Raw genomic sequence first — 18,560 nt, forward strand, 5'->3', positions numbered from 1 at the left:
CCTCACCTCGGCTGCAAACAGTCCAGCGCTCGATCCACCACCACCTTCGACATTTCCACCAAATGCATCACCGCCCGCTGTGCGCCATTCAGCGGCTCGGTCGACGCCTGGGCGGTCGCCACGGCGCAATGCAATAACTCGGCAGCATGGGCCAGGGCATCTTCGAAACTCAGTTCGTCATCAACGGTAAACGGGTTGGGTGAAGGCTGCGCGTCCGGCGCTTTGAGGTAGTGATCGATAGCGCGCCGAGTGGCGTCATTGTCGCTCAGTAAGGCTTTACGGAAAGTGGGTGGATCGGGGGTAACTTTGACCATGGTAAATCTCCAATCAAACATTTGGAGCCACCACGCCTCGCGACTAAACGAAGGTGGCAGCTGTACGCAGGTTAGTCGACCGGTCGATTGGAAACCCGGCGCGCCCGAGGGCGCCCTGCGCACAGCCACCATAAAAGTGCAGGCGAAAAACGGCCTGACTCATGAACTGATCGTGCGCCAATCGAATCCGGGCGACTAAACCCGATCACTGAATATGCAGTGACGGAACGCAGACTAGTCGCGGGATTTTGCTGGCGCAAGCGCCTGGAATTCTCTAGGAAACGTCCTGCAAATGAAAGGGATCAGTCTTCCTGGCCATTCCCAATCACCGCCTCTTCTTGACTCTCCCCCTAAGGTCACACCTCACCCTGAATCCCCAACTTTCAGGACCCCACCACCATGAGCCAACGCATCCTGGTCATCCTCGGCCACCCTTCCAGCACCAGCTTCTGCTCTGCCCTCACCGACACCTACATCACCAGCGCCAAAAACGCCGGCCACGAAGTACGCATCCTGCGTCTGGGTGAACTGGCCTTCGACCCTATCCTCCACAACGGCTACAACCAGGCCCAGCCTCTGGAACCCGACCTGCTCAACGCTCAATCCGACATCCTGTGGGCCAATCACCTGACGTTTGTTTTCCCCATCTGGTGGGGTGGAATCCCTGCGTTGATGAAAGGTTTTATCGACCGAATTTTCCTATCCGGTTTCGCCTTCAAATACCGCAAGGGAAAGGCCTTCCCCGACAAACTCCTGAAGGGCAGAACCGCGCACTTGCTGGTGACCCTGGACACGCCGCCGTGGTATTACAGGTGGTTCTACCGCATGCCCGCGCTGCACCAGATACGCAAGACGACGCTGGAGTTTTGTGGCATCCAGCCGATCAAGACGTTGCAGTTCGGGCCGGTGCTTGGCTCTACGCCAGCACAGCGGGAACAGTGGCTGAAACAGGCCGGCGCACTCTTTGGGAAAAGGATTTTTCATGTACATCGGCAAAGCCGCGCAACTGTCGGGCACAACCATCAAGGCGATTCGTCACTATGAGGCCATCGGCCTGTTGCCAGCGCCACAACGGGAAGGTCGTTATCGCATTTATTCCCCCCAGAGCGTCGAGCTGCTGAGTTTTATCAAGTGCGCCCAGCAGTTGGGTTTCAAGCTCAAGGAGTTGCAGGTGATTCTGGGTGGGCATCCTGGTGATGGATTGCCTTGGGAGCTGGCGGACATGGCAATCACCAACAAAAAGCAAGAACTGATGAGGCAAATCGAAGCGCTGCAGAAGATGCACAGGGGATTGGTCGAATTTGAAGCCAACCTCAAGGACGCTCAGGGTCAATGCAGCGCACCACTGAAAACCTCGCTGCAGTCAATGAGCTGAATCGCTGTTTTACGTAGTGCCGGGCAGCCGCTCGGTACGGAAAAAGCTTCGCAAGCAATGGGGTGGTTTCCGGCCGCACTGGGAAAGGTCCACTTCAAGCGCGATTGGCAATGGCGTGCTGGCGGGAAGTTGGGCGGCGATCAGCGGGGTGTGGGACGCCATCAAGCAGGTGCAGGAGATCTTCAAGGACCCCGGCAGCTGTTTGAAAGCCTCGGGGCGAAAGCCAGCGAATTGATGGAGCTGGCTCGCACTGCGCCAAAAGTTATGGAACAAGCGATGCTGCTGGCCAGTGATGAGGCGGCGCTGTACCTGATGTGCGCATCTGACTGGACGATGAGCCGAATAGCTTGCACAATCGGCTCACCAAATGAGCCGATTAAGCCTTCTATTCGGCTCACACACCGAGCATGCCCCAATGGATCACCCGAACTGGATCTGGCAACAACCCGACTGGCCGCACTTTCACTGGCAACCTGAGCGCCTCGCAGCGTTATTGCGAGAGTGCACGCAGGCGCAAGGAAAGTTGCTGGGCATGCTCGGTTCGGTAAGCCAGGCACAGAATTCAGAGAATGAACTGGATGCGTTGCTGCAAAACATTCTGACCTCTTCGGCAATCGAGGGTGAGCAGCTGAATGTGGGCTCGGTACGTTCCTCTTTGGCCCGACGCCTGGGCCTGGAGCAATTGCAAGACGGCTCCGTGAGCCGACGTAGCGAGGGTCTGGCTGACTTGATGCTGGACGCCACGCAACAGTTTGCTCAACCGTTTACCCTCACCCGTCTATTCAAATGGCATCGATGGTTGTTTCCCGCCGAGGAAGCCCGCTTTTCCACCCACGGCTTGAACGTAGGCGCGTTAAGGGGGGATGAGCCTATGCAGGTTGTATCGGGAAGACTGGACCGACCCACTGTGCATTTCGAGGCCCCACCCCGCCAAGGACTGGAGCAGTCGCTGGACGATTTCATCGAATGGTTTGAAGCCAGCCGGAATCATGCGGCCCTTGACCCATTGCTCCGCGCAGGCCTGGCGCATTTCTGGTTCGTCACCCTGCACCCCTTCGATGATGGCAACGGTCGTCTGACGCGGGCTATTACTGACCTCGCGCTTGCCCAGGCGGAGAACCAGGCGATCCGCTTCTACGCCATGTCGGCAAGCATCCTTGAAGACCGGGCAGGCTATTACCGTGCACTGGAAACCAGTCAAAAAGCCACGCTGGATGTCACCGATTGGCTAGAGTGGTTCCTGCAAACCCTGCTTCGTAGCCTGCAGCAGGCGATGGCGCGGATCGACCGGGTGCTGGGTAAAACTCGCTTCTGGCAACGGCATCGAGACCACGCACTCAGCGCCGAGCAGACAAAAGTCTTGAATCGCTTGCTCGACGGCGGCGAGAAGGGCTTTGAGCACGGGATCAGCGCGGCCCAATATCAGGCGGTGGCCAAAGTGTCCAAGGCAACGGCGACCCGACATCTGGCCGATCTTCTGGAAAAAAACTGCCTGGTTCGGCTACCCGGCGGCGGCCGCAGCACCCGCTATCAAATCAACACCCAAGGCGATTGATTTACAAGGCAAATCCCCCCACTCATTTGCCCCAATCCCCCATGTCTGCTAGTGTCGCGCCGGTTTACCGTCTACCGGAATAGCCGCCATGGCCCGCAAAAAAGTTGCACTCGATTTCGAACAATCCCTCGCCGACCTGCAAACCCTGGTCGAGCGGATGGAGAACGGCGAGTTGTCGCTGGAAGACTCGTTGACCGCATTCGAGCAAGGCATCGGCCTGACCCGCGACTGCCAGAGCGCCCTGGCGCAGGCGGAGCAGAAGGTCCAGGTGTTGCTGGAACGCGATGGGGAGTTGGCCGAAGAACCTTTCGATGCGGAACAGCCTGAATGATCGACGCTTATCAGGCCGGCAGCCAGGCCCGGGTCAATGCTGCGCTGGAACCGCTGTTTATTGCGCCCAGCCCCGAGCTGAACCGTCTGTATGAGGCTATGCGCTACAGCGTGATGAACGGTGGCAAACGCGTTCGCCCCTTGCTCGCCTATGCGGCCTGCGAAGCACTCGGCGCCCAGGCCGAGGAAGCCAACGGCGCCGCCTGTGCGGTGGAGTTGATCCACGCTTACTCCCTGGTACACGACGATTTGCCGGCGATGGACGACGACGATCTGCGTCGCGGCCAACCCACTACCCATAAAGCCTTTGATGAAGCCTGCGCGATTCTCGCCGGTGACGGCCTGCAAAGCCTGGCGTTCAGCGCCCTGCTGGACCCGCGCCTGAGCAGCGTCAACGCCGAGATCCGTCTGCGCATGGTTACCGCGCTGGCGCTGGCCGCAGGGCCTGCCGGCATGGTCGGCGGCCAGGCGATTGACCTGGGCTCGGTCGGTTTGAAGCTCGATCAACAAGCCCTGGAATACATGCACCGCCACAAGACCGGCGCGCTGATCGAGGCCGCCGTGCACCTCGGCGCCCTGGCCAGTGGCCGTGCCGAAGCGGCGCAACTGGCGGCGCTGCAAACCTACGCGCGGGCCATCGGCCTGGCGTTCCAGGTGCAGGACGATATTCTCGACGTTGAAAGCGATACCGCGACCCTCGGCAAGCGCCAGGGTGCTGATATCGCACGGGACAAGCCGACTTATCCTTCGCTTCTCGGGCTGGAAGCCGCCAAGGCGTACGCCCTGGAGCTGCGGGATCAGGCCCTGGATGCCCTGCGACCTTTCGACGCGGCTGCCGAGCCACTGCGTGACCTGGCGCGGTATATCGTCGAACGTCGCCACTGACAACAGCGGCCTTTTCCACCGCATATCAGCCAAGTTCGGCGCTCTGCGTGGGCAGTTTGCGATGCTTGAGGTAAACTGCCGCCTCTTCTATACCTATAACGATTCGCCTGATGCCCACGACGTTTCAAGAGATTCCCCGCAAGCGCCCGGCCACGCCCCTGCTGGACCGTGCCAACACGCCAGCCGGCCTGCGCCGCCTGGGTGAAGCCGAGCTGGAAACCCTGGCCGATGAGTTGCGCCTGGAATTGCTCTACACGGTCGGCCAGACCGGTGGGCATTTCGGTGCCGGCCTGGGCGTCATCGAGCTGACCATTGCGCTGCATTACGTATTCGACACCCCGGACGACCGGCTGGTGTGGGACGTGGGTCATCAGGCCTATCCGCACAAGATTCTCACCGGACGCCGCGAGCGCATGGCCAGCCTGCGCCAGAAGGACGGCATCGCCGCCTTCCCGCGCCGCTCCGAGAGCGAGTACGACACCTTTGGCGTCGGCCACTCCAGCACCTCTATCAGTGCAGCGCTGGGCATGGCCATTGCCGCCCGCCTGCAAAACAGCGATCGCAAGGCGATTGCGGTGATCGGTGATGGCGCGTTGACCGCCGGCATGGCCTTCGAGGCGCTGAACCACGCGCCGGAAGTGGATGCCAATATGCTGGTGATCCTCAACGACAACGACATGTCGATCTCGCGCAATGTCGGTGGCCTGTCGAATTACCTGGCAAAAATCCTTTCCAGCCGCACTTACGCCAGCATGCGTGAAGGCAGCAAGAAGGTGCTCTCGCGTCTGCCCGGCGCGTGGGAAATTGCCCGTCGTACCGAAGAATATGCCAAGGGCATGCTGGTTCCCGGCACCCTGTTCGAAGAGCTGGGCTGGAACTACATCGGCCCGATCGACGGCCATGACCTGCCAACCCTGATCGCCACCCTGCGCAACATGCGTGACCTTAAAGGCCCGCAGTTCCTGCATATCGTGACCAAGAAAGGCAAAGGCTTCGCCCCGGCGGAAGTCGACCCGATTGGTTACCACGCGATCACCAAGCTGGAACCGCTGAACGCCCCGGCCGCCGCGCCGAAGAAGCCCAGCGGGCCAAAGTATTCCGGTGTGTTCGGCGAATGGCTGTGTGACATGGCCGCCGCCGACCCGCGCCTGGTGGGCATCACCCCGGCGATGAAGGAAGGTTCCGACCTGGTGGCGTTCAGCGAGCGTTTCCCGCTGCGCTATTTCGACGTGGCCATCGCCGAGCAACACGCGGTGACCTTCGCCGCGGGCATGGCCTGTGAAGGCGCCAAGCCGGTAGTCGCGATCTACTCTACGTTCCTGCAACGCGGTTATGACCAGTTGATTCATGACGTCGCGGTGCAGAACCTCGACGTACTGTTCGCCATCGACCGTGCGGGCCTGGTGGGCGAAGACGGCCCGACCCATGCCGGCAGCTTCGACCTCTCGTACCTGCGCTGCATCCCCGGCATGCTGGTGATGACCCCGAGCGACGAGAACGAACTGCGCAAGATGCTCAGCACCGGCCACCTGTACAACGGCCCGGCGGCTGTGCGCTATCCGCGTGGGAATGGTCCGAATGCAGTGATCGAAAAGGACCTTGAGCCTATCGAAATCGGCAAGGGTATCGTCCGCCGCCAGGGCAGCGGCGTTGCCTTGCTGGTGTTCGGCGTGCAATTGGCTGAAGCCTTGAAAGTGGCCGAGAAGATCGACGCCACGGTGGTAGACATGCGTTTCGTCAAGCCACTGGACGAGGCCTTGGTGCGCGAGATCGCCGGCAGCCATGAGCTGCTGGTGACCATCGAAGAAAACGCCATCATGGGCGGCGCCGGTGCGGCAGTCAGTGAGTTCCTGGCGCGGGAGAATATCCTCAAGTCGGTGCTGCACCTGGGCTTGCCAGATGTGTATGTCGAGCATGCCAAGCCGGCGCAGATGCTGGCTGAGTGCGGGCTGGATGAATCCGGGATTGAAGCTTCGGTTCGTCAGCGCATGGCCCTGCTGGGCCTGTAGAAACGCGATTAAAAATGTGGGAGCGGGCTTGCTCGCGAAAGCGCTGGGTCAGTCGACAGATGCATTGACTGACACNGCGCCTTCGCGAGCAAGCCCGCTCCCACATTTGTTTTATGCCAACTTCAAATGCTACGGACAGCCCATGAACCGCCTTCGCCTTGCCCTGCCCCTTCTGTTATTGCCAACCGCCGACCTGCTCGCCGACAGTTTCGAACGCGACCAAGCCCTCAAGCTGCCCGACGTGGTGATCAGCGCCAACCGCCAGGTCCAGGCGCGCAACGACAGCAGCGCCGCCAACACCGTCTTCACCCGCGACGACATCGACCGCCTGCAACCCACCAGCGTGACCGACTTGCTCAGCCGCGTGCCCGGCGTGCAGGTTTCACAGGCCGGTGGCCGTGGCAGTCTGGCAAGCGTCTACATTCGTGGCACCAAGTCGGCCCAGAGCCTGGTGCTGGTCGACGGCCAGCGCATCGGCAACTCGACTTCCGGCGACAGCAACCTGCAGCACCTGAACATCCAGCAGATCGAACGCGTGGAAGTCCTGCGTGGTTCGCGCTCGGTGATCTACGGCAGCGATGCGATTGGCGGGGTGATCCAGATTTTCACCCGGCGTGGTAACGAGTCCGGCCTGCAACCCCGCCTGCATGTGGGATTTGGCAGCAACCAGACGTGGGAACGCAGCCTGGGCTTGTCCGGCGGCGATGCGCAAACCCGCTTCAACCTCGGCGCCAGCCTGGATGACACGGCCGGAATCAATCGCACGTACGACTCCTATCCCAGCGACCGTGACCATGACGCCTATCGCAACCAGGCCATCAGTTTCAGCCTGAGCCATGCCTTCAACGATGACCTCGAAGCGGGTGTGAACGTGCTGGATAACCGCGGCAAAAGCGAATTCGACAACCCGTTCGGTCGCTTCGATTCGACCACCTTCCAAAGCTTCCAGCAAAAGCCCTACACCCACTTCACCGTGAGCAGTGTCAGCACCTATGTTGACGCGCGTATCAATGACACGTGGAAGTCCCGGCTGGAAGCGGGCCACAGCGAAAACCGCGAAGAAACCCGGGACAAGCTCAGCACCGAACGCAGCGTGTTCAACACTTACCGCAACTCACTGAACTGGCAGAACGACCTGACCCTCAATGAGCAGAACAGCCTGATACTGGGCGGCGACTGGTACGAGGACCAGGTCAACAGCAGCACAGCGTTCGCCGAAGACAGTCGCTGGAATCGAGCGGCGTTTATCCAGCACCGTTTTCAAGCCCAGTCCTTTTCCACTGAACTGGGCCTGCGTCGCGACGATAACCAACAGTTCGGCGGCCACAACAGTTGGAGCGGCACCTTCACCCTGCCGCTGAACCCGGACAATGATCTGTTGCTGAGCTACAGCGAAGGCTTCCGCGCGCCTACGTTCAACGACCTCTACTACCCGGACGAATTCGGCTTCAAAAACAGTAACCCGAACCTCAAGCCCGAGACATCGAAAAGCTACGAAGTGCAATGGCGCAGCCAGCTGAGCGACAGCAGCCGACTGGAAGCCTCGCTGTACCGCACCGATATTCAGGATGCGATCGTGTTTGCCAGCAACGGCCCGCAAAACGTCAGCGCCGCACGCATCAACGGCTTCGAGGCGGCGCTCAAGCAAGAACTGTTCGGCTGGCAAAGCAGCCTCGCCGTTGCATTGATCGACCCACGCGACCGCGACACCGGGCGCACACTGGCGCGTCGAGCCCGGCGCACCCTGAGCCTGGACCTGGATCGCCAATTCGATCAATTCGGCGTCGGCGCCAGCTGGCAAGCGGTGAGCAGCAGCTACGACGATGCGGCGAACCAGCAACGCCTGGGCGGGTATGGCTTGCTGGGGCTACGGGGCAGTTGGGCGGTGAACCATGAAGTCACGCTGGAAATGAAGCTCGATAACCTGCTGAACAAGGACTACAGCCGGGCGCTGTATCAGTATCAAGGCCAGCAATATGGCTATCGGGAAGAAGGCCGGGCACTGATGTTCGGGGTGACCTGGACGCCGGAACTCTAAGTCGCCTGCACCGGCCTCATCGCGGGCAAGCCCGGCTCCCACAGGGGACCGTGCTTATCCAGACGACTCGGTCAAATGTGGGAGCTGGCTTGCCTGCGATAGCGGTCTCACAGCCCCGGTGCAATCACCTGACACAACCGCGCCACCGCCTGCAGCATCTGCCCGCTGGGCCGTTCCAGGCCCTTGTCAGGCACCACCAGCAAACGCCCGCCAGCCACCGCCGCCACCTGGGGCCAGGCCTTCCAGGCATCCAGCTGCGCTTGGTCGCCCGCCAGAATCACCTCGGGATTACGCTGCAACACCGACTCAACGCTGACCTGCGGTGCCGGTAATTTCAGGTCATCGAACACATTGCGCGCGCCGCACACACTCAGCGCATCGCTGATGATCTGCCCGCCACCCACGGTGTACAGCGGCTGGTTCCACACCTGATAAAACACCCGCAACGGCTCGGCCCGGTGATAGCGCGAGCGCAACTCGGCCAAGCGCTGACGCAACTGCGCTGCCAATTGCCGGCCGGCGTCATCCCGCCCTAGTTGCCGGGCAATGGTTTCGACCTGTGAGGTGAGTTGTTCGAGGCTGTGGGGTTCGGCGACAAATACCGGGATGTTCAGGCGTTGCAGCTGTTCACGCTGGCCCGGGCCGACGCTGCCGGGCCAAAGCAGGATCAGGTCGGGCTTGAGGCTGAGCAGCCGCTCCATGTCCAACTGCCCGTAGTTGCCCACAGACGGCACGTTCGCCAACGCCTGTGGCCGCTCGCCGCCATCCAGCACGCCCACCAGCAAATCGGCGGCGCCCAGTTCAACGACGATTTCAGACAACGAAGGCGCAAGGCTGACCACCCGCTCGACCGCCGCAGCCTGGGCCGCGACAACCAGCAGCCACACCGCCAGCCAGACGCGCATCAACCCAACTGGCGCGGGATGCGGTAGAGGTAGAACAGCACCAGGGTCGACAGTGCCAACAGAAACAGCGGCACCGCTTCCAGCCCGACAAACACTGCCAGCGCGCCGACCCAGGCCGGCAGTGCAGCCACCAGCAACGCCACACGACGGCGGGCCGCGAGGGTGATCCAGGCAGCCGGCTCTTCAGGGGTATCGAGGGCTTTGCCGGTGGCGATCAGCGCGTGTTTATAGCCGTGAAAGTAACGCAGGCTGACAAACATCGAGGCTACGCCGGCGATAAAAAACGGCATCGCCAGCACCGGCAGCAAGGGCTCGGCCTTGCCAAACACGAGGTTGATCACAAACAACGGCGCCAGCGCCAACGCCAGGTATTGCCACCAGTTAAACGACAGCCGCCGCTTGACCTGGCCGCGCGTCACGCCCGATCGGCCTCGCCCTGGTGCTCGTTGCCCATCATGTGGTCGAGCTTGCTGGCCTTGGTGGCCAGGTAGAGCTTGTTGTGCGGGTTGTGGCCGGTGTGCAGCGGCACGCGCTCGGCGACGGTGATGCCCATGTCGGTCAAGGCTTTGACCTTGCGCGGGTTGTTGGTCATCAGCCGCAGGGATTTAACGCCCAGGTGCTGGAGCATCGGCAGGCAGATTCCATAGTCGCGCTGGTCAGCGGCAAAACCGAGGCGCTCGTTGGCTTCCACAGTGTCGGCGCCGCCATCTTGCAGCTCATAGGCGCGGATCTTGTTCAGCAGGCCAATGCCACGGCCTTCCTGACGCAGGTACAGCAACACGCCACGGCCTTCACGGGCGATGGCCTGCAGGGCGGCTTCCAGTTGCGAGCCGCAGTCACAGCGCTGGCTGAACAGCGCATCACCGGTCAGGCACTCGGAGTGCACGCGACCGAGGACCGGGGCACCGTCCGCCACGTCACCGAGGCTGAGAACAACGTGTTCGCGCCCGGTGGCTTCTTCAAGAAAGCCATTCATGGTGAACGTGGCAAAAGGGGTTGGCAGCTTGGAAGCGGCGACGAAAACGACGGGCACCTTGTGCTCCTGATTTCAGATTTCACAGGGGAGGGATTGTAACAGTAGGTTCCTACAGACGCTTAAGCTGAATTATCGCTGATAAAGATCAATAGGTTCGATTGGCCTTCAGCTTGGTTCTATGCCTTTCAGAAATGTTGATAGCCACGAATGGCCGGCGTGACGTCCTGGCCAGACGCATCCAGCAGGGTAACGCCCTGCCCCGCCTCGACCCGGCCGATTACATGCACCGGCACACCGGCGGCCAACAGCGGCGCCAGTTCGGCGGGCGGCAAGGTGAACGCCAGTACGTAGTCGTCCCCCCCGCTCAACGCGGCCACCCGGGCATCCGCTTCACCGACGAACGCCAGCAAGGCGGCGGACAACGGCAGTTTTTGCTGCTCGATCAACAAGCTGACAGCCGACGCCTTGGCGATATGCCCGCAATCAGCCAAAAGGCCGTCGGAAATATCCATGGCAGACGTGGCCTTGCCCCGCAACGCCAAGCCCAGCGCCAACTGCGGTTGCGGCGACCAGTAATGGGCCAGCAGCGGCTCGGCGATAGCCGCCTCCGCCGTGCGCTGCCCCAGGACCAGCGGCAAGGCGCCCGCTGCGTTACCCAGCTCACCGCCCACACACAGCAAGTCGCCGGGCCGCGCGCCGCTGCGGGTCAAGGCCTGGCCCGCCGGCACCCGGCCAAACACGGTCATGGTCAGGCTCAGCGGCCCACGGGTGGTGTCGCCACCTACCAGAACCACGCCACAAACCTGCGCCATGGCGTTCAAGCCCTGGGCATAGCGTTGTAGCCAATCGGCATCAACCGTCGGGGTGGTGAGGGCAAGGGTAAACGCGAGGGGATTGGCGCCCATGGCCGCCAGATCGCTGACTGCTACGGCCAGCGAGCGCTGGCCGAGCAGAAACGGATCGCAGGGGTCGGCAAAATGCACGCCGGCCACCAGGGTATCGGTAGAAATCGCCAGCTGTTCCCCGGGAGGAACAGCCAGCAAGGCACAGTCGTCGCCAATCCCCAGTGCAATGCCTTCGCCGCCCTGCGCACAGGGCGCGGCGGCGAAGTAGTTGCGGATCAGCTCAAACTCGCCCATTGAGTCAGCAAGCGCCAGTTAGCGCTTGTACGCCTTCACTTCGGCTTCACGCAGGCGCGGGGCCAGCTTGTCGAGCACGCCGTTGACGAACTTGTGACCGTCGGTGGAACCGTAGACTTTCGCCAGTTCGATCCCTTCGTTGATCACAACGCGGTAAGGCACGTCGACGCGCTTGAGCAGTTCCCAGGTGGACAGGCGCAGTACGGCCAGTTCAACCGGGTCCAGCTCTTCGATCGCCAGGTCCAGGCACGGCGTCAGTGCAGCGTCGATCTCCGCCAGGTTGGCCGGAACACCGTGCAGGATGTCGTGGAAGTAGCTGGCATCGGCCGCGCTGAAATCGTTGTCGACGCGAAACTGCGCCTCGATTTCGTTCAGCGAGGTTTTCGCCATGTGGCGCTGGTACAAAGCCTGGGTCGCGAGCTGGCGGGCCGAACGACGCTTTTCGCTTTTCGATGGCTTGCCGGCGTCTGCCGGGCGCGGGTCCTGGGGGTTGAACTGATCGCTGTCGTCGCTAATCACTTGGCCTCCAACTGCGCCAGCAGGCTGACCATTTCCAGGGCGGACAGGGCAGCTTCAGCACCTTTGTTGCCGGCCTTGGTGCCGGAACGCTCGATGGCTTGTTCGATGGAATCAACGGTCAGCACGCCAAAGGCGACCGGCACGCCGAACTCCATGGACACCTGGGCCAGGCCCTTGGTGCATTCGCCAGCCACGTATTCGAAGTGCGGAGTGCCGCCACGAATGACCGCGCCCAGGGCGATGATCGCCGCGTATTCACCCTGCTGTGCAACTTTCTGCGCAACCAGTGGAATTTCGAAGGCGCCAGGAGCGCGGATGATAGTGATGTCGCTTTCGCTCACACCGTGGCGAACCAGGGCATCCACGGCACCGCTTACCAGGCTTTCAACCACGAAGCTGTTGAAGCGGCCAACCACCAGGGCATAGCGGCCTTTGGGGGCGATGAAGGTACCTTCGATGGTCTTCAGGGTCATTCGACAAATCTCTTAAAGAGCCGGGACGCGCTTAGTGCGCGCCCCTCAGTGATATTTGAACCGCGAACAAGGGGCAAACAACGCCGGCCTTTATTCGGAGGGCACGTATTCTACTACTTCCAGGTCGAAACCGGATATGGCATTAAATTTCATTGGCGCACTCATCAGGCGCATTTTGCGTACGCCCAGGTCCCGCAGGATCTGCGAACCGGCACCGACGATGCTGTAGGTGGTCGGTTTTTTCACCGGCGCGTGGTCGGCGGTTTCGCGGATATGCGCCAGCAGCACGTCGCCGTCCAGCGGATGGCCCAGCAGCAACACCACACCGCTGCCGGCCTCGGACACCGCGGACATCGCGGCCCGCAGGCTCCAGCGCCCCGGTTGCTTGACCATCAGCAGGTCCCGCAGCGGGTCCATGTTGTGCACCCGCACCAGGGTCGGCTCTTCAGCGCAGATGGTGCCCAGGGTCAGGGCCATGTGCACGTCGCCTTCCACGGAATCACGATAGGTCACCAGGTTGAACTGGCCCAGTTCGCTGTCCAGCGGCTGCTCGGCAATCCGCTGAACGGTACGTTCGTGGATCATCCGGTAGTGGATCAGGTCGGCAATGGTGCCGATCTTGATGTTGTGCAGCGCGGCAAATTCTTCCAGCTCGGCGCGACGGGACATGGTGCCGTCGTCGTTCATCACTTCGCAGATCACACCGCTCGGCTCGAAACCGGCCATGCGCGCCAGGTCGCAGGCCGCTTCGGTGTGGCCGGCGCGAGCCAGGGTGCCACCCGGCTGGGCCATCAGCGGGAAGATGTGGCCAGGGCTGACGATATCTTCGGCCTTGGCGTCTTTCGCGGCAGCGGCTTGTACGGTGCGGGCGCGGTCAGCAGCGGAGATACCGGTGGTGACACCGGTAGTGGCTTCGATGGACACGGTGAACTTGGTGCCAAACCCGGAACCATTGCGCGGCGCCATCAACGGCAGCTTCAGCAGCTCGCAGCGCTCGCGGCTCATCGGCATGCAGATCAGGCCACGGGCGTGCTTGGCCATGAAGTTGATGTGTTCCGGCTGGCAGCACTCGGCGGCCATGATCAGGTCGCCTTCGTTCTCGCGGTCTTCGTCATCCATGAGGATGACCATCTTGCCTTGGCGGATGTCTTCAACCAGTTCTTCGATGCTGTTGAGCGCCACGCGGCACCCCCTTGGGTCAGGATTTAAGGTAGCCGTTAGCGGCTAAAAAACTTTCAGTGATGTTCCCGGCGGGCCCTTGAAGAGAGTCAGACTCTGCGGCCTTATCGCCCAACAACAGGCGCTCCAGGTAACGGGCAAGCAAGTCCACTTCCAGGTTCACCCGGCGACCCGGCTGGTACGACGCCATGATGGTTTCGCTCAGGGTGTGGGGAATGATGGTCAGTTCAAATTCGGCGCCATTCACGGCGTTCACCGTCAGGCTCGTGCCGTCGACGGTGATCGAGCCTTTGTGGGCGATGTACTTGGCCAGCTCTTTCGGTGCGCGAATGCGAAATTCCACGGCACGCGCGTTTTCGCTGCGGGCAACCACTTCGCCGACACCGTCGACGTGGCCGCTGACCAGGTGCCCACCGAGGCGGGTGGTCGGGGTCAGGGCTTTTTCCAGGTTCACCGGGCTGCCGCTCTTGAGGTCGTTCATCGCGGTGCAGTCCAGGGTTTCCCGACTGACATCGGCGGCAAAGCCGTTGCCAGGCAACTCGATAACGGTCAGGCACACACCGCTGACGGCGATGCTGTCGCCCAGTTTGACGTCGCTCAGGTCGAGCTTGCCGGTTTCAACCAGCAGGCGTACATCGCCGCCTTTTGGGGTCATTGCACGGATGCTGCCGATGGATTCGATAATGCCGGTGAACATGCCGTTCTCCTGAAGACGTGGCGCAGGCCGGGAATTATACGCTCGCTGATGGCAGAGGGATGGCAGTGACTCGCCAGTCATCTCCCACAGCGCGCATTTCAGTGATCTTGAGTTGGGGGGCGTCGGCCAGTTTCTCAAGCGGCCAGTCCAGCAAAGGCCGGGCGGCAGAGCCAAGAAACTTGCCGGCGACGAATATCACGTACTCGTCCACCAGCCCTTGCTGGGCGAAGGCACCCGCCAGGCTTGGGCCGGCTTCCACCAACACTTCGTTGACACCACGGGCCGCCAGGGCCACCAGCGCGGAACGCAGGTCGACCTGGCCGTCGACACCCGGCACCACCAGGCACTCGGGGCCTGTGGGGTACTGGTTGTCCGGCGTCACGCAGGTGATGACCAGCGCGGGGCCAGCCTTGAAGAACGGCGCATTCAGCGGCACCCGCAGGCGGCCGTCGATCAGCACACGCAGCGGCGGACGGGACATCGCCAGGGCGGTGGTTTCTTCATCCAGGCCCAGTTCGGCGGCGCGCACGGTCAGGCGAGCACCATCGGCCAGCACCGTGTCGGCGCCGGTCAGCACCACACTGGCCTGGGCACGCAGGCGCTGCACAGCGGCACGGGCGGCCGGGCCGGTGATCCATTGGCTTTCGCCGTTGGCCATCGCGGTGCGACCGTCCAGGCTCATGGCCAACTTGACCCGCACAAACGGCAGGCCATGCTCCATGCGCTTGAGAAAGCCCGGGTTAAGCGCCCGCGCTTCGTTTTCCAGCAAGCCGCTGTGGGTCTCGATCCCGGCCTGGGCCAGGCGGCGCATGCCACGCCCGGCGACTTCCGGATTCGGGTCCTGCATCGCTGCCACCACACGGGCCAGGCCGGCATTCACCAAGGCATCGGCGCACGGCGGTGTGTGCCCGTGGTGGCTGCACGGCTCAAGGGTCACGTAGGCCGTGGCGCCCCGGGCTTTGTCGCCCGCTGCCCGCAGGGCATGGACTTCCGCATGGGGTTCGCCGGTGCGCACGTGCCAGCCTTCGCCGACAACCTGCCCGTCACGCACGATCACGCAGCCAACCCGGGGGTTGGGGTGGGTGGTGTACAGGCCCTTGCGCGCCAGTTCCAGGGCACGGGCCATGTAATGGGCGTCGAGTACCGCTTGTTCTGCCGAAGGTGGGTTCATTCTTTTACCGGCTCACGGGCCAGGCGGTCGATCTCTTCGCGGAACTCGTTGAGGTCCTGGAAGCGTCGATACACCGAGGCGAAACGGATATAGGCGACTTCGTCGAGCTTTTGCAGCTCGCCCATCACCAGTTCTCCAACCACCAGGGATTTGACTTCGCGCTCGCCGGTGGCGCGCAGCTTGTGCTTGATATGCACCAGTGCCGCTTCCAGCCGCTCGACACTCACCGGGCGTTTTTCCAGGGCGCGCTGCATTCCGGCGCGCAGTTTTTCTTCGTCGAAAGGCTGGCGACTGCCGTCGGTCTTGATCAGACGTGGCAATACCAGTTCGGCGGTTTCGAAGGTGGTGAAACGTTCACCGCAGCCAGAGGCCAGGCATTCACGCCGGCGACGCACCTGTTCGCCCTCGGCGACCAGACGCGAGTCAATGACCTTGGTGTCGTTGGCACCGCAGAAGGGACAGTGCATGGTGGCAGGCAACAAAAAATGGGAGGGCCATGGTAGCGCATCCCTGTGGCAAGACAAGCCATAGCCTTTACGGTATATAGGCTGACTATTATGTTTCATATTTTTTAAGCCACGGATTTTGTCCTTTCTGGAGCCGTACATGCAGTTACGACCACTTGTTTTGCTCACGTTGCTCGGTTTTCTGGTCGCCTGCAGCAGCCATGCCCCAAAACCTGCGGCGCCGGCTCCGGCACCGCAACAAGAGAAAAAACTGCCGGGTGTGGAAGAAGATCTCGGCCCGTTGCCCGCTTATCAGCGTGAAGTCAGCGGCCAATTGAACGGTATACCGGCGGGTGCGGAAGTCGAACTGGCGCTGCTGGTGATCGACGACCGTTCGCGCCCGCAACAACTGCTGGCAAGCAGCGTGCTGATCGGCAACAACAAGCCCCTGGCCTTCCGCCTGCGCTTCAACCCGCAAGCGTTCCCGGCGGGCGGGCGCGTTGAATTGCGTGGTCGCGCCAGCCAGTCCGGCCAGTTGATCCTGCACCTGCCGCCGGTGCGCATCACCCAGGCGATCACCCAGACCACCGGGCCGCTGCAACTCGTTCCCGCACCATGACGCCACCGCTGGACCTGCAACGCGCACTGAGCGAACTGATCGGCGACGCCCAACTGGTGCCCTGCCCGCTGCCGGGCACCGAGTTGTCGCTGTGGTTACTGGACGCCGACAACATGGACCGCGCCTTCAGCCCCGAAGAAACCCGGCGCATCCTGCATGAGCCGCCGTACTGGAGCTTTTGCTGGGCCAGTGGCCTGGCGCTGGCGCGATACCTGGCGGCCAACCCCGAGTGGGTCGCGGGTAAGCGGGTGCTGGATTTCGGCGCAGGTTCGGGTGTTGCCGGGATTGCCGCGGTAAAGGCCGGAGCGCTGGAAGTGGTGGCGTGCGACCTGGATCCGCTGGCCCTGGCTGCCTGCCGGGCGAATGCCGAACTCAACGGCGTAACACTGGGCTATTCAGAAGACTTCTTCACCGAAGCCGACCGGTTTGACCTGATCCTGGTCGCCGATGTGCTGTACGACCGGGCGAACCTGCCGCTGCTGGATCAATTCCTGACACGCGGCCGCGAAGCGCTGGTCGCCGATTCCCGGGTTCGGGACTTCCAGCACCCGGAGTATCAGCGCCTGGGTATCCTCGACGCCCTGACACTGCCCGACCTGGCCGAGCCGTGGGAGTTTCGCAAGGTGAGCCTGTACCATTCGCAGCGATAGTCGCGCCTATCAAACCCGCAAATCTCCAGTAACAGATGGGCTAAGACAGTCTTCAGCGTAGCGTGGAAAATGGCCGCCTCTCGCACGCTACCTGGACGACCAAACGGTATGCCAAACCCCCGATTTGCATCCGTCGCCTCTTGCTCAAAAAGCTTGCAAACGTTACCGCTACTGCCTAATCTTTGCCGCAATACACCCGCCATGCCTCTGGTCGCGCAAGTGACTAAGCACAAATTGTGCGGGTTTTTTATGCCTGGCGTTTTTTGGGCATGAGAACGTTCGACAAACCTGCCATTGATGTTCCCTCCCAGATAGAACTGCTCAAACAACGTGGCTTGCTCATTCAAGATGAAGCCCGTGCGCAGTGTTTCTTGCAGTCCGTCAGTTTTTTCCGATTGAGCCCCTACATGCGCCCTTTTCAGCAATCGGGGGATGTCGATCATCGATTTCGCGATGGCACAGGTTTTCGTCAGTTAACTCGACTCTACGATTTTGACCGCAGGCTTCGATTGTTGAGCATGGATGCCATTGAACGCGTGGAAATAGCGACCCGCTCGATGATCAGTAACCATATGGGGCCCAACTATGGCAGCCATTGGTATACCGATATCGGAATGTTTCAACAGGCATTTGACCACCAACGCCTACTTGCAACATTGCAGTCCAAGCAATGTGCCGCTATCCGAGACTATGAGCGCGAATGCCTGCGAATAGATCGACTGCAAGCCGATAGCGGTCGCAAAGCGCATCTCAAATGCCAAAGAGCAAAAGAGAGTTACGCCCGACACTACCCCACCACCTATGACCAACCACCACTCATGCCCGGCTGGGCAATGCTGGAAGAACTCACACTCGGTGACCTGTCCCATCTCTACAAAGGCTTGGCCAGGGATTCGGACAAGAAGGCTATCGCCAGACGCTTGGAACTCCCCGCCCCTTTGATGCAATCCTGGCTGCACACGCTGACCACTATTCGTAACATCTGCGCACACCATGCGCGAATGTGGAATCGAGAATTGGGCATTCGCCCAGAACTGCCCAAAAAAGCCAACTTCCCATGGCCCAGGCACCTTCTTCATCCTGGCACTCATACCCGTATGTTTGCAGCACTCTGCATTCTTAATCACCTAATGCATAAAGTGTGTCCACACGCTCACTGGGACCGGCGCCTGCATCAACTGACTGAAGACTTTCCCGATGTCAGCCTCAAAGCGATGGGTTTTCCTCAAGACTGGTACCAAGACCCTTTCTGGCATCCTGTACGCGCTTAATCGCGGCAT

General features: G+C 61.5%; 21 protein-coding genes. 10 read left to right on the forward strand and 11 right to left on the reverse strand.

The annotated features are described in order from the left end of the window. Positions 1-2: 2 nt before the first annotated feature. Complete coding sequence (locus JV201_RS25990; RefSeq protein ID WP_178903047.1) at positions 3-314, reverse strand: DUF6124 family protein; 312 nt, start codon at positions 312-314, stop codon at positions 3-5. 399 nt (positions 315-713) lie between these two features. Here JV201_RS25990 and JV201_RS25995 point away from each other — a divergent pair, with 399 nt between their 5' ends. The 7 genes from JV201_RS25995 (at position 714) to JV201_RS26025 (ending at position 8,506) form a co-directional block, all read left to right on the forward strand. Next, positions 714-1,358: an NAD(P)H-dependent oxidoreductase gene (locus JV201_RS25995; protein WP_177021483.1), complete on the forward strand. Its 645-nt coding sequence runs from the start codon at positions 714-716 to the stop codon at positions 1,356-1,358. Then, entirely contained in the window at positions 1,297-1,689 is a 393-nt protein-coding gene (locus JV201_RS26000; protein WP_219406193.1) for a MerR family transcriptional regulator, read from the forward strand. Before JV201_RS25995 ends, JV201_RS26000 begins: the two co-directional genes overlap by 62 nt. Positions 1,690-2,104: 415 nt before the next feature. After that, positions 2,105-3,244: a Fic family protein gene (locus JV201_RS26005; protein ID WP_219406194.1), complete on the forward strand. Its 1,140-nt coding sequence runs from the start codon at positions 2,105-2,107 to the stop codon at positions 3,242-3,244. A gap of 88 nt (positions 3,245-3,332) precedes the next feature. After that, positions 3,333-3,575 carry an exodeoxyribonuclease VII small subunit gene (locus JV201_RS26010; RefSeq protein ID WP_003209964.1) on the forward strand — a complete coding sequence of 81 codons (243 nt, stop codon included), beginning with the start codon at positions 3,333-3,335 and terminating at the stop codon, positions 3,573-3,575. Continuing rightward, positions 3,572-4,459 (forward strand): (2E,6E)-farnesyl diphosphate synthase, encoded by an 888-nt coding sequence (ispA, locus tag JV201_RS26015; RefSeq protein WP_177055603.1) that lies wholly within the window; start codon positions 3,572-3,574, stop codon positions 4,457-4,459. Before JV201_RS26010 ends, ispA begins: the two co-directional genes overlap by 4 nt. 110 nt (positions 4,460-4,569) lie before the next feature. Further along, positions 4,570-6,468, forward strand: coding sequence for a 1-deoxy-D-xylulose-5-phosphate synthase (dxs, locus tag JV201_RS26020; protein ID WP_219406195.1), 1,899 nt, complete (start codon positions 4,570-4,572; stop codon positions 6,466-6,468). A gap of 142 nt (positions 6,469-6,610) precedes the next feature. Continuing rightward, complete coding sequence (locus tag JV201_RS26025; RefSeq protein WP_219406196.1) at positions 6,611-8,506, forward strand: TonB-dependent receptor domain-containing protein; 1,896 nt, start codon at positions 6,611-6,613, stop codon at positions 8,504-8,506. A 107-nt stretch (positions 8,507-8,613) separates the two neighbouring features. Here the strand turns inward: JV201_RS26025 and JV201_RS26030 are convergent, their stop codons facing one another. The 10 genes from JV201_RS26030 to nrdR all read right to left on the reverse strand — a co-directional run bounded on the left by JV201_RS26030 (position 8,614) and on the right by nrdR (position 16,032). After that, positions 8,614-9,411: a cobalamin-binding protein gene (locus tag JV201_RS26030; RefSeq protein ID WP_219406197.1), complete on the reverse strand. Its 798-nt coding sequence runs from the start codon at positions 9,409-9,411 to the stop codon at positions 8,614-8,616. After that, positions 9,411-9,830, reverse strand: coding sequence for a nuclear FMR1 interacting 1 family protein (locus JV201_RS26035; RefSeq protein ID WP_008436498.1), 420 nt, complete (start codon positions 9,828-9,830; stop codon positions 9,411-9,413). Before JV201_RS26035 ends, JV201_RS26030 begins: the two co-directional genes overlap by 1 nt. Continuing rightward, positions 9,827-10,444: a GTP cyclohydrolase II gene (gene ribA / locus JV201_RS26040; protein ID WP_003209983.1), complete on the reverse strand. Its 618-nt coding sequence runs from the start codon at positions 10,442-10,444 to the stop codon at positions 9,827-9,829. Before ribA ends, JV201_RS26035 begins: the two co-directional genes overlap by 4 nt. A 128-nt stretch (positions 10,445-10,572) precedes the next feature. Then, complete coding sequence (gene thiL / locus JV201_RS26045; protein WP_008436495.1) at positions 10,573-11,526, reverse strand: thiamine-phosphate kinase; 954 nt, start codon at positions 11,524-11,526, stop codon at positions 10,573-10,575. An 18-nt stretch (positions 11,527-11,544) separates the two neighbouring features. Beyond that, on the reverse strand, positions 11,545-12,045 hold the full coding sequence (nusB, locus tag JV201_RS26050) for a transcription antitermination factor NusB (protein ID WP_003209985.1): 501 nt from the start codon (positions 12,043-12,045) through the stop codon (positions 11,545-11,547). Beyond that, complete coding sequence (gene ribE, locus JV201_RS26055) at positions 12,042-12,518, reverse strand: 6,7-dimethyl-8-ribityllumazine synthase (protein WP_003209986.1); 477 nt, start codon at positions 12,516-12,518, stop codon at positions 12,042-12,044. The genes nusB and ribE overlap by 4 nt, the downstream gene beginning before the upstream one ends. Before the next feature lie 90 nt (positions 12,519-12,608). Beyond that, positions 12,609-13,700 carry a bifunctional 3,4-dihydroxy-2-butanone-4-phosphate synthase/GTP cyclohydrolase II gene (gene ribBA, locus JV201_RS26060; protein WP_003209987.1) on the reverse strand — a complete coding sequence of 364 codons (1,092 nt, stop codon included), beginning with the start codon at positions 13,698-13,700 and terminating at the stop codon, positions 12,609-12,611. 16 nt (positions 13,701-13,716) lie between these two features. Continuing rightward, entirely contained in the window at positions 13,717-14,394 is a 678-nt protein-coding gene (locus JV201_RS26065; protein ID WP_003209988.1) for a riboflavin synthase, read from the reverse strand. A gap of 34 nt (positions 14,395-14,428) precedes the next feature. Next, complete coding sequence (gene ribD, locus JV201_RS26070; RefSeq protein WP_003209989.1) at positions 14,429-15,565, reverse strand: bifunctional diaminohydroxyphosphoribosylaminopyrimidine deaminase/5-amino-6-(5-phosphoribosylamino)uracil reductase RibD; 1,137 nt, start codon at positions 15,563-15,565, stop codon at positions 14,429-14,431. Beyond that, positions 15,562-16,032 (reverse strand): transcriptional regulator NrdR, encoded by a 471-nt coding sequence (gene nrdR, locus JV201_RS26075; RefSeq protein ID WP_003209990.1) that lies wholly within the window; start codon positions 16,030-16,032, stop codon positions 15,562-15,564. The genes ribD and nrdR overlap by 4 nt, the downstream gene beginning before the upstream one ends. Positions 16,033-16,171: 139 nt before the next feature. Here nrdR and JV201_RS26080 point away from each other — a divergent pair, with 139 nt between their 5' ends. The 3 genes from JV201_RS26080 (at position 16,172) to JV201_RS26090 (ending at position 18,551) form a co-directional block, all read left to right on the forward strand. Continuing rightward, positions 16,172-16,630 carry a YbaY family lipoprotein gene (locus JV201_RS26080; RefSeq protein WP_003209991.1) on the forward strand — a complete coding sequence of 153 codons (459 nt, stop codon included), beginning with the start codon at positions 16,172-16,174 and terminating at the stop codon, positions 16,628-16,630. Continuing rightward, a complete protein-coding gene (locus JV201_RS26085; RefSeq protein WP_177051298.1) occupies positions 16,627-17,280 on the forward strand; it encodes a methyltransferase in 654 nt (217 codons plus the stop codon). The genes JV201_RS26080 and JV201_RS26085 overlap by 4 nt, the downstream gene beginning before the upstream one ends. 269 nt (positions 17,281-17,549) lie before the next feature. Next, positions 17,550-18,551, forward strand: a complete 1,002-nt coding sequence (locus JV201_RS26090) for an Abi family protein (RefSeq protein ID WP_219406198.1) — start codon at positions 17,550-17,552, stop codon at positions 18,549-18,551. Positions 18,552-18,560 lie beyond the last annotated feature (9 nt).

The organism is Pseudomonas sp. Colony2, assembly GCF_019382755.1.
In the GTDB taxonomy this organism is placed as follows: Bacteria; Pseudomonadota; Gammaproteobacteria; order Pseudomonadales; family Pseudomonadaceae; genus Aquipseudomonas.